Raw genomic sequence first — 12289 nt, 5'->3', positions numbered from 1 at the left:
GATAACGCTGCCGGTACAATCCTATGCGATCACAATGAATTCGGCAAAGCGTTTGGCGCGCGCGGCACGCGACCACAAGGTCGCCGTGGATTCGCGATCACAGCGCGGCTGCCGTTTGACGATTGGTTGACGCAAGGCCGATCGCCTTGCGCCCGGTGTCGTCGGTCGGCGCGGTCAGCCGGCGCCGTTAGTCGTCGAGGTCGGCTTCGACCTTGTCGAAGAACGAATAGCGCAGGCTGTCGGAGTCGGCGTACCACTGCCCCGGCCCCTTGTTGGCGGCCAGCGTCAGCGTCCACAGCGCGTCGGTGCAGTCGCGGCGATGCATCGACAGGTCGAAGCCGTTGCCGAAGAACAGTTCCGACCACTCCCACCAGGTGCCGAGCTTCTTCACCCCGCGCAGCAGGTCGTAGCGATCGATCACCGCCGGCGCCATGTCCGAGGTCACCGACGCGAACACGACACCGGTCTTGACGACACGATTGAGCTCGCGCACGCCGCGCACCACCTGCTTTTCGCCGAGATGGCACAGCGAGGTCTCGAACACGAAGTCGAACTCGTTGTCCTTGAACGGCATGTCGGCGACCGAGCCGAGCTTGTTGTACTTCTTCAGCGCCTTCGGCGTCTTGCCGTGGATGTAGCGGTTGTTCTCGATGCCCCAGGCATCGATGCCCCGCTCGCGCAGCGCGCCGACCAGCTCGCCGCTGGCCGAGCCTGCGATCAAAAGCTTGTAGCCCTTCGCCCTGCCCCACACCGTCTTGATCAGATCCGTCAGATAGGCCGGGTCGGTGAAGGTGCGCCAGGCTTCGCTGTAGGGGCCGACGCCGCGATAATTCTCGAAATAGCTGCGGTCGATCTTGTCGGACAGCGAACTTTCGTCCTGCGCGCGGCTGCGGCGCAGCCGCATCATCTCGGTGACGATGATGTCGGTCGCGGCATCGGAGGAATCGAGCAGCCCGTTCAGCGTCGAATCGAACAGATAGTCGCCGACCACCACGATGCCGGGATGCTCCTTCGGCTCGGGGCGGTGATTGGTCATGACGTCGCGCACCGGCAGGCCGCCCGGCAGCGCGTTGACCGACGACAGCCAGCGATGGGTCTTGCCCTCGAGGAAATGCGCGCGCGCATCGCCGAGCGAGGCCGGCAGCGTCTTCAGCGCGGCGTCGATCAGCTCCTGGTCGCTGAGATTGGCGAAGGCGAGCGCATCGGAGCCCGCGATCAGCCAGTTCAGCACGCCATGCTTGCCGACATCGTGGCGCGCGCCTTCGTTGTAGACGCAGCAGCCGCCGAACGCTTCCGACATGAACCAGGCGCCCGGGATCTTCTCGCCCCAGAACGGCTCGTCGAACAGGATCGAGACCCGCAGATAGTGCGCGGGACGGTCGAAATAGGCGACGTGCTTGACCATCGATTTGCGCAGCTGTTCGCCGTCCCAGCGCATGGTCGCGAGCCAGGAGTGCGGCAGGCAGACCAGCACGAGATCGAAGTCACGCGTCTCCGGCCCCTTGCCGTTCATCATGTTGAGCTGGTAGCGGCCGCTGGCCGTCTTGCCGACCTTGAGGACGCGGTGGTTGAGCTGGATGTCGGCGCTGACTTCCGAGCGCAGGCAATCGATCAGCTGCTCGTTGCCGTTCTGGATCGAGTACAGCCCGATATAGCCGTCGACATCCATCACGTAGTTCTTCAGCGCGTTGAGGCCGTTGGTGTTGTGGCTCTCGGTCGCGAGATCGGAACGCGCCATCACCTTGAAGAAGCGCTTCGCGGTCGCGTCTTCGACCTCCTCGTCGAGGACCTGCTCGGCGGTCTTGTAGGCCCACGGATGCTCGTTGTCGTGAGATCCGATGCCCTCGTAATATTCGTGCGGCGATACCAGCTCGCTGCAGCGCTTGCGGAACGCCTCGATCGCGGCTGCGGTCTTCGCGCCGTATTTGCGGCGCATGCCGGGAACGTCAGCGAGCAGCTCGCCATCGAGCTGCACCTGCTCGGCGTCCATCGGGATCGTCTGCAGACCGAAATGCTGGATCAGCTCGCGCAGCGGGTCAGGGCCCGTCATCGAGTAGTCGTAGATCTCGGCAACGCCGGCCTCGTACATCGCCGGCGCGCTGTCGAATTTGCGCGTGACGATCTTGCCGCCGAGGCGGTTCGACGCCTCGAAGATGGTGATGCGGCAGAGGTCGCCGAGTTTGCGCTTCAGATACCAGGCGCTCATCAGCCCCCCGGGGCCGCCGCCTACAATAGCCAAGTCGAGCATATCGATTCCGTCGTCTCCGGCGCGAGCCAAACGGCCGGTCTAAGTCACCTTAGCAAAAGCACTTTTTTGCCTGAAGGAAAGATGAACAAACTGCGTCCCTGCACCGCAGCAGGGAAAGAAAGCAGCAAAAAGGCCGGCTAAACGCCGGCCTTCTCGCCATATCCGTAGTCTTGCGGATGCCTATTCCGCGGGCGGCAGCGCCAGCGGTTCCGCTTCCGGAGCCGTCGGCACGATCGCCGCCTGCTGCTTCTCGCGCTCGTCGAGGATCAGCTTGTCGCGCTTGACCGCGACTTCGCGGATCCGCGCCATCGAGGCGCCGGTGCCGGCCGGGATCAGGCGGCCGACGATGACGTTCTCCTTGAGGCCCTCGAGCGGATCGATCTTGCCGTTAACGGCCGCCTCGGTGAGCACGCGCGTGGTCTCCTGGAACGACGCCGCCGAGAAGAACGAGCGGGTCTGCAAGCTCGCCTTGGTGATGCCGAGCAGAACCGGCGTACCCGTGGCGGGCTTCTTGCCCTCCTCCTTGGCCTTGGTGTTGAGCGCGTCGAACTCGATCTTGTCGACCTGCTCGCCGGAGATCATGTCGGTGTCGCCCTGATCGGTGACCTCGACCTTCTGCAGCATCTGACGGACAATCACCTCGATGTGCTTGTCGTTGATGAGCACGCCCTGCAACCGGTAGACCTCCTGGATTTCGTTGACGAGATAGGCAGCGAGCTCCTCGATGCCCTTGATCGCCAGGATGTCGTGCGGCGCCGGATTGCCTTCGACGATGAAATCGCCCTTTTCGACGATATCGCCGTCCTGAAGGTGGATGTGCTTGCCCTTCGGGATCAGGTACTCGCGCGGCTCCTCGGTCTTATCCATCGGCTCGATCGAGATGCGGCGCTTGTTCTTGTAGTCGCGGCCGAAGCGGATCGTTCCCGCGGTCTCCGCGATGATCGCCGCATCCTTCGGCTTGCGAGCCTCGAACAGTTCCGCCACCCGCGGCAGACCGCCGGTGATGTCACGCGTCTTGGCGCTCTCGGTCGAGATACGCGCCAGGATATCGCCCGGCATCACCTTCGCATTGATGTCCACCGACAGAATGGCGTCGACCGACAGCATGTAGCGGGCATCACCGCCACGTGCGAGCTTGAGCACCTTGCCGTCCTTGCCCTTGACCACGATGGCCGGACGCAGGTCCGAACCGCCGCGCGTCGTGCGCCAGTCGATGACCACGCGCTTGGCGATACCGGTCGATTCGTCGAGCGTTTCCGAGATCGACTGGCCTTCGACCAGGTCCTCGAACCCGATCGTGCCCTCGACTTCGGTGAGCACCGGGCGGGTGTAGGGATCCCACTCGGCGATGCGCTGGCCGCGCTTGACGGTGTCGCCTTCGTCGACGTGCATCTTCGAACCGTACTGAATACGGTGGGTTGCACGCTCGGTGCCGTCGGCATCGACGATCGCAACGACCATGTTGCGTACCATCGCGATCAGGCTGCCTTCGCTGTTGCGGGCGATCGCCTTGTTCCTGATCACGATCTTGCCGTCGAAGTTCGATTCGACGAACGACTGCTCGTTGAGCTGGGCGGCGCCGCCGATGTGGAACGTGCGCATCGTCAGCTGCGTGCCCGGCTCACCGATCGACTGTGCCGCGATGACGCCGACGGCCTCACCGTGGTTGACCGGGGTGCCGCGGGCTAGGTCGCGGCCGTAGCACTTGGCGCAGATGCCGTTGATCAGCTCGCAGGTCAGCGCCGAGCGGATCTTCACTTCCTGGATGCCGGCCTGCTGGATCGCGTCGACGTGGCTCTCCTCCATCAAGGTGTCACGCTTGATGATCACCTCGTTGGTGGCGGGATCGCGCACGTCATCGCAGGCCGTACGGCCCAGGATGCGCGAGCCGAGCGAGGCAACGACCGTGCCGGCGTCGACGATGGCGCGCATCTTGATGCCGAGCGTGGTGCCGCAGTCGGTCTGCGTGATGATGCAGTCCTGCGCGACGTCGACCAGACGCCGGGTCAGGTAGCCCGAGTTCGCGGTCTTCAACGCGGTGTCCGCGAGGCCCTTGCGGGCGCCGTGGGTCGAGTTGAAGTACTCGAGCACCGACAGACCTTCCTTGAAGTTGGAAATGATCGGCGTCTCGATGATCTCGCCCGACGGCTTGGCCATCAGGCCGCGCATGCCGGCGAGCTGGCGCATCTGGGCCGGCGAACCACGCGCACCGGAGTGCGCCATCATGTAGATCGAGTTGATGTCGGCGTCCGCGCCCGCCGCCGTCTTCTTGGTCGACGAGATCTCCTTCATCATCGCCTTGGCGACTTCTTCACCGGCCTTCGACCAGGCGTCGACGACCTTGTTGTACTTCTCGCCATGGGTGATCAGGCCGTCATTGTACTGCTGCTCGAAATCCTTCGCCAGCGTACGGGTCTGGTCCACGATCTTCCACTTCGACGCCGGCACGACCATGTCGTCCTTGCCGAACGAGATGCCAGCCTTGAAGGCGTTGTAGAAGCCGAGCGCCATGATGCGGTCGCAGAAGATCACCGTCTCCTTCTGACCGCAGTGCCGGTAGACCTGATCGATCACGCCGGAGATCTCGCGCTTGGTCATCAGCTTGTTGATGATGTCGTACGAGATCTTGGTGCTCTTCGGCAGCAGGTTGCCGAGCATGACGCGGCCGGCGGTGGTTTCGATCCACCGCTTCGACATCTTGCCTTCCTCGTCCATGCCTTCCCACCGGTACTTGATCTTGGTGTGGAGGTGGATGACCTTCGAATGCAGGGCGTGCTCGAGCTCGGCCATGTCGCCGAAGATCTTGCCCTCGCCGGGCAGGCCTTCACGCATGATCGAGACGTAGTAGAGACCGAGCACGATGTCCTGCGACGGCACGATGATCGGCTGGCCGTTCGCCGGATGCAGGATGTTGTTGGTCGACATCATCAGGACGCGCGCTTCCAGCTGCGCTTCGAGCGACAGCGGAACGTGCACGGCCATCTGGTCGCCGTCGAAGTCGGCGTTGAAGGCGGCGCAGACCAGCGGATGCAGCTGGATCGCCTTGCCTTCGATCAGCACCGGCTCGAACGCCTGGATGCCCAACCGATGCAGCGTCGGCGCGCGGTTCAGCAGCACCGGATGCTCGCGGATCACCTCATCGAGGATATCCCAGACCTCCGGACGCTCCTTCTCGACCAGCTTCTTGGCCTGCTTCACCGTGGTGGACAGACCCTTGGCGTCGAGCCGCGAGTAGATGAACGGCTTGAAAAGCTCGAGCGCCATCTTCTTCGGCAGGCCGCACTGATGCAGGCGCAGCTCGGGACCGACCACGATCACCGAACGGCCCGAATAGTCGACGCGCTTGCCGAGCAGGTTCTGACGGAACCGGCCCTGCTTGCCCTTCAGCATGTCGGCGAGCGACTTCAGCGGGCGCTTGTTGGCACCCGTGATGACGCGGCCGCGGCGGCCGTTGTCGAACAGCGCGTCGACGGCCTCCTGCAGCATGCGCTTTTCGTTGCGGATGATGATGTCCGGCGCACGCAGCTCCATCAGCCGCTTCAAGCGGTTGTTGCGGTTGATGACGCGGCGATACAGGTCGTTGAGGTCAGAGGTCGCGAACCGGCCGCCGTCGAGCGGCACCAGCGGACGCAGGTCCGGCGGAATCACCGGCACCACCGTCATGATCATCCATTCCGGCTTGTTGCCGGAGACGCGGAACGCCTCGACGATCTTCAGACGCTTGGCGAGCTTCTTGTGCTTGATGTCGGAGTCGGTCTCCGCCATGTCGGCACGCAGCGTCGCCTCGAGCTTTTCGAGCTCGAGTCCCTTGAGCAACTCGCGGATCGCTTCCGCGCCGATCATGGCGGTGAAGCTGTCCTGGCCGTACTCGTCCTGCGCCTTCAGATACTCGTCTTCCGACAGCAGCTGACGGTCCTTCAGCGCGGTGAGACCCGGCTCGAGCACGACGTAATATTCGAAGTACAGGATCCGCTCGAGATCCTTCAGCGTCATGTCGAGCAAGAGGCCGATGCGCGACGGCAGCGACTTCAGGAACCAGATGTGAGCGACCGGGGCCGCCAGCTCGATATGGCCCATGCGCTCGCGCCGGACGCGCGACAGCGTCACCTCGACCGAGCACTTCTCGCAGATGATGCCCTTGTACTTCATCCGCTTGTACTTGCCGCACAGGCACTCGTAGTCCTTGATCGGCCCGAAGATGCGCGCGCAGAACAGGCCGTCACGCTCCGGCTTGAAGGTGCGGTAGTTGATGGTCTCCGGCTTCTTGATCTCGCCGTAGGACCAGGACAGAATCTTCTCCGGAGACGCGATCGAAATCCGGATCTGGTCGAAGACCTGGGCCGGCGTCGTCGGATTGAAAAGATTCATAATCTCTTGATTCATGGTCTTCTCCTCGCGTGCCGGTCGTCACCGGCAGCAAATTCGAAAGTTTTATTCAGCGCGCGCCCCACTCAACGTCCGAGCGGAGCGCGAAGGCCCGGCGCTGTCGCGCCGGGCGTCAATCAACGCGTTACTCGGCCGCTTCCGACGTCGACGCCGGTCCCACCTTGGAATTGTGCAGGTCGACGTTGAGGCCGAGCGAGCGCATTTCCTTGACCAGCACGTTGAACGATTCCGGAATACCGGCCTCGAAGGTGTCGTCGCCGCGCACGATCGCCTCGTACACCTTGGTACGGCCGGCGACGTCGTCCGACTTCACGGTCAGCATCTCCTGCAGCGTGTAGGCGGCGCCGTAGGCTTCCAGCGCCCAGACCTCCATTTCGCCGAAGCGCTGGCCACCGAACTGCGCTTTGCCGCCCAGCGGCTGCTGGGTGACGAGCGAGTACGGGCCGATCGAACGCGCGTGGATCTTGTCGTCCACGAGATGGTGCAGCTTGAGCATGTAGATGTAGCCCATCGTCACCTTGCGATCGAATTGGTCGCCGGTACGGCCGTCATAGACGGTCGACTGGCCGGAGGCGTCGAAGCCCGCGAGCTTCAGCATCTCCTCGATGTCGGCTTCCTTGGCGCCGTCGAACACCGGCGTCGCGATCGGCACGCCGTGGCTCAGATTGCGGCCGAGTTCGACCAGCTCGTTGTCGTTCAGCGACTTGATGGTTTCATCCTCGCCGTAGATCTTCTTCAGGGTCTCGCGCAGCGGCTTGAGGTCCTGCTTCTGATAGTAGGCGTCGATGGTCTGGCCGATGCGCTTGCCGAGGCCGGCGCAGGCCCAACCGAGATGGGTCTCAAGGATCTGACCGACGTTCATGCGCGACGGCACGCCGAGCGGATTGAGCACGATGTCGGCATGCGTACCGTCCTCGAGGAACGGCATGTCCTCGATCGGCACGATCTTCGACACCACGCCCTTGTTGCCGTGACGGCCGGCCATCTTGTCGCCGGGCTGGATCTTGCGCTTCACCGCGACGAAGACCTTGACCATCTTCATCACGCCGGGCGGCAGCTCGTCGCCACGCTGCAGCTTCTCGACCTTGTCGAGGAAGCGCTGCTCGAGGCCCTTCTTCGACTCGTCGTACTGCTTCCGCATGGCCTCGATCTCGGCCATCAGCTTGTCGTTCGGCGAGGCGAACAGCCACCACTGCGACTTCGGATACTCGTCGAGCACCGCACGGGTGATCTTGGTATCCTTCTTGAAGCCCTTCGGGCCGGCGATGCCCTGGCGGTTCTCCAGGAGCTCGGCGAGGCGGTTGTAGACGTTGCGGTCCAGGATCGCCTGCTCGTCGTCGCGGTCCTTGGCCAGACGCTCGATCTCCTCCCGCTCGATCGCCAGCGCACGCTCGTCCTTGTCGACGCCGTGGCGGTTGAACACGCGGACTTCCACGATGGTGCCCTGCACGCCCGGAGGCACGCGCAGCGAGGTATCGCGGACGTCGGAGGCCTTTTCGCCGAAGATGGCGCGGAGCAGCTTCTCTTCCGGCGTCATCGGGCTCTCGCCCTTCGGCGTGATCTTGCCGACCAGGATGTCGCCGGCGCGGACTTCCGCACCGATGTAGACGATACCGGCTTCGTCGAGGTTCTTCAGCGCTTCTTCCGAGACGTTCGGAATGTCGCGGGTGATTTCCTCGGGCCCGAGCTTGGTGTCGCGGGCCATCACCTCGAATTCTTCGATATGAATTGAGGTAAACACGTCGTCCTTCACGATCCGCTCGGAGAGCAGGATCGAGTCCTCGAAGTTGTAGCCGTTCCACGGCATGAACGCGACCAGCACGTTGCGGCCGAGCGCGAGCTCGCCGAGATCGGTCGACGGACCGTCAGCGATGATGTCGCCCTTCTTGACGATGTCGCCGACCTTCACCAGCGGACGCTGGTTGATGCAGGTCGACTGGTTCGAGCGCTGGTACTTCATCAGCCGGTAGATATCGACGCCCGACTTGGTCGGATCGAGATCCTCGGTGGCGCGGATCACGACGCGGGTGGCGTCGATCTGGTCGATCACGCCCGAGCGGCGCGCGGCAATCGCCGCGCCCGAGTCGCGGGCGACCACGCCTTCCATGCCGGTGCCGACGAACGGCGCCTCGGCGCGGACCAGCGGCACCGCCTGGCGCTGCATGTTCGAGCCCATCAGCGCGCGGTTGGCGTCGTCGTTCTCGAGGAACGGGATCAGCGCCGCGGCGACCGAAACCAGCTGCTTCGGCGACACGTCCATGTAATCGACCTTGTCCGGCGTCACCGGCAGCACTTCGCCGGCATGACGGCAGACCACCAGATCGTCGGTGAAGCGGCCCTTGGCATCGAGCGGCACGTTGGCCTGCGCGACGCGGTAGCGACCCTCTTCCATCGCCGACAGATAGACCACCTCGTCGGTGACCCGGCCGTCCTTGATCTTGCGATAGGGCGTCTCGACGAAACCGTACTTGTTGACGCGCGCGAACGTCGCCAGCGAGTTGATCAGGCCGATGTTCGGACCTTCCGGCGTTTCGATCGGGCAGATCCGGCCGTAATGCGTCGGATGCACGTCGCGGACTTCGAAGCCGGCACGCTCGCGGGTCAGACCGCCGGGGCCAAGCGCCGACAGGCGCCGCTTGTGGGTGATCTCCGACAGCGGGTTGGTCTGGTCCATGAACTGCGACAGCTGCGAGGAACCGAAGAACTCGCGCACCGCGGCGGCCGCGGGCTTGGCGTTGATCAGGTCCTGCGGCATCACGGTGTCGATATCGACGCTCGACATGCGCTCCTTGATGGCGCGCTCCATGCGGAGCAGGCCGATCCGGTACTGGTTCTCCATCAGCTCGCCGACCGAGCGCACCCGGCGGTTGCCGAGATGGTCGATGTCGTCGATCTCGCCCTTGCCGTCGCGCAGGTCGACCAGCGTCTTGATCACCGCCAGGATGTCTTCCTTGCGCAGCGTGCGATGGGTATCGGGCGCATCGAGCTCGAGGCGCATGTTCATCTTGACGCGGCCGACCGCGGAGAGGTCGTAGCGCTCGGAATCGAAGAACAGCGACTGGAACATCGCCTGCGCCGAATCCAGCGTCGGCGGCTCGCCCGGACGCATCACGCGGTAGATGTCGAACAGCGCGTCTTCACGCGTCATGTTCTTGTCGGCCGACAGCGTGTTGCGGATGTAGGCGCCGACATTGACGTGATCGATGTCGAGCAACGGCAGGTCCTTGTAGCCCTGCTCGTTCAGCACCTTGAGCGACTTCTCGGTGATCTCCTCGCCGGCTTCGGCGTAGATCTCACCGGTCTTCGGGTTGACGAGGTCCTCGGCGAGATAGTTGCCGACGAGTTCCTCGTCCGACATCCGCAGCGCCTTGAGGCCCTTCTCCTGCAGCTGGCGCGCCTGGCGCACGGTCAGCTTCTTGCCGGCCTCGAGCACCACCTTGCCGGTGTCGGCGTCGATCAGGTCGTTGACGGTCGAATAGCCGCGGAAGCGGTTGGCGTCGAACGGCACGCGCCATCCGTCCTTGGTCCGCTTGTAGGTGATCTTCTTGTAGAAGGTCGACAGGATCTGCTCGCCGTCGAGACCGAGCGCGTACATCAGCGAGGTCACGGGGATCTTGCGGCGGCGGTCGATGCGCGCGAACACGATGTCCTTGGCGTCGAACTCGATGTCGAGCCAGGAACCGCGATACGGAATCACGCGCGCGGCAAACAGCAGCTTGCCGGACGAATGGGTCTTGCCCTTGTCGTGGTCGAAGAACACGCCGGGCGAACGGTGCATCTGCGAGACGATGACGCGCTCGGTGCCGTTGACGACGAAGGTGCCGTTCATCGTCATGAGCGGGATGTCGCCCATGTAGACGTCCTGCTCCTTGATGTCCTTCACCGACTTGGCGCCGGTTTCCTCGTCGATATCGAACACGATCAGGCGCAGCGTCACCTTGAGCGGCGCAGCGAAGGTCATGCCGCGCTGACGGCACTCGTCGACGTCGTATTTCGGCTGTTCGAACTCGTAACGGACGAATTCGAGCATCGAGGTGCCGGAGAAGTCCGAGATCGGGAATACCGAGCGGAACACCGCCTGCAGGCCCTCATCGAGCCGACCGCCGGTCGGCTCGTCGACCATCAGGAACTGGTCATAGGATGCCTTCTGAACCTCGATGAGGTTCGGCATCTCGGCGACTTCCTTGATGTGACCGAAAAACTTGCGTACGCGTTTGCGACCGGTGAATGTCTGCTGCGCCATCGTGGCCTCTCATTTTCGTCGCCTTTGTGGGGCGAACCTTCCGGGAGCGACTGCCATCGACCCCGGGTTGAATTTCGAATCGTCCCGAAGGAACGAAGCGCAAAGTCAGGAATTAAATCCCCGGCCCGGCCCCCATTGCCTCCAAAACGCAAAACGACGCGCGGGGCGCATCACTGCACCCGCTCGTCCAAACGCTCCGCTTTACGGACTGAAAAAGCCCGAAATCTGACTGTCTCCCAACGGCTCCCGCCGGGTGCCCTGCCGCCCCCGCCGCCTACCGTGTTTTTCCGCTGCCAACCCGATATGGGATGGCAATAAAGGAGATTCGAGGGTTAAGTCCACGGATCCCCACACTTTTTTGTGTCCGGCGCGCCACGTGACAACCTGTCGCACGCCGCTTGCATGGCCCGGGAGCGCCCAGAGGCGCTCCCGGATCGCGCATTACTTGAGGTCGACCTTGGCGCCAGCCTTCTCGAGCTGGGCCTTGATCTTGTCGGCTTCTTCCTTGTTCACGCCTTCCTTGACGGGCTTCGGAGCGCCTTCGACGAGGTCCTTGGCTTCCTTCAGGCCCAGGCCGGTGATGGCGCGGACTTCCTTGATGACTTCGATCTTCTTGTCGCCCGCCGAAGCCAGCACAACAGTGAATTCGGTCTTCTCTTCAGCCGGAGCAGCGGCAGCGCCGCCAGCGGCCGGGCCGGCCACCGCAACGGCGGCAGCGGCGGACACGCCCCACTTTTCTTCGAGGAGCTTGGCGAGTTCGGCGGCTTCGAGCACGGTGAGGCTCGAGAGGTCGTCGACGATTTTCTGCAGATCAGCCATTGTTCAGTTCCTTAAACGTTTGGTTCGAACCAGGTTTGAGATTAGCGAAGGGTCAGGCCGCTTCGCCCTTTGAGGCATGAGCCTGAATGACACGTGCGAGCTTGGCCGCAGGCGCGTTCGACAGCTGAGCGAGCTTGGTCGCCGGCGCCACGAGGAGGCCCACGATCTTGCTGCGCAGTTCGTCGAGCGACGGCAGTGAGGCAAGCGCCTTCACGCTGTCGACATTCAGGACGGTTTTACCCATCGAGCCGCCGAGGATGACGAACTTCTCGTTCGCCTTGGCGAATTCGATGGCAACCTTTGGCGCCGCAACCGGATCGTTCGAAGTAGCGATCACGGTCGGCCCCTTCAGCAGGGAACCGATGGCAGCGACGTCAGTGCCTTCAAGAGCAATTTTGGCGAGACGGTTCTTCGAGACCTTCACCGACGCGCCCGCCTGCTTCATCTGCATGCGCAGCTTCTGCATCTGGGCCACGGTGAGGCCGGAATAATGAGCAACGATCGCAACCGACGTGGTCTTGAAGACCTCGTTGAGTTGTTCGACCGACTCTTTTTTTGCCGCTCGTTCCACAGCAAGCTCTTTCCGGTTGGCG

5 protein-coding genes are annotated in these 12289 nt (G+C 63.3%); all 5 read right to left on the bottom strand.

Translation table 11 applies throughout. From position 1 onward, the window contains the following. Positions 1–187: 187 nt before the first annotated feature. Positions 188–2248, bottom strand: coding sequence for an FAD-dependent oxidoreductase (locus tag BRSPCE3_RS33035; protein ID WP_244070871.1), 2061 nt, complete (start codon positions 2246–2248; stop codon positions 188–190). A 180-nt stretch (positions 2249–2428) separates the two neighbouring features. Next, positions 2429–6631 carry a DNA-directed RNA polymerase subunit beta' gene (rpoC, locus tag BRSPCE3_RS33030; RefSeq protein WP_244070869.1) on the bottom strand — a complete coding sequence of 1401 codons (4203 nt, stop codon included), beginning with the start codon at positions 6629–6631 and terminating at the stop codon, positions 2429–2431. A 127-nt stretch (positions 6632–6758) separates the two neighbouring features. Further along, a complete protein-coding gene (rpoB, locus tag BRSPCE3_RS33025; RefSeq protein WP_244070867.1) occupies positions 6759–10877 on the bottom strand; it encodes a DNA-directed RNA polymerase subunit beta in 4119 nt (1372 codons plus the stop codon). A gap of 441 nt (positions 10878–11318) precedes the next feature. Then, the gene (gene rplL, locus BRSPCE3_RS33020; protein ID WP_212358242.1) at positions 11319–11696 is read right to left on the bottom strand and encodes a 50S ribosomal protein L7/L12; all 378 of its coding nucleotides are present in this window, start codon (positions 11694–11696) and stop codon (positions 11319–11321) included. A 52-nt stretch (positions 11697–11748) separates the two neighbouring features. Next, positions 11749–12267 carry a 50S ribosomal protein L10 gene (gene rplJ, locus BRSPCE3_RS33015; RefSeq protein ID WP_244070985.1) on the bottom strand — a complete coding sequence of 173 codons (519 nt, stop codon included), beginning with the start codon at positions 12265–12267 and terminating at the stop codon, positions 11749–11751. Positions 12268–12289 lie beyond the last annotated feature (22 nt).

The sequence above is a fragment of the Bradyrhizobium sp. Ce-3 genome (genome assembly GCF_022835695.1).
Taxonomy (GTDB): Bacteria; Pseudomonadota; Alphaproteobacteria; order Rhizobiales; family Xanthobacteraceae; genus Bradyrhizobium.
This window is presented reverse-complemented; position numbering and strand designations above follow the sequence as displayed.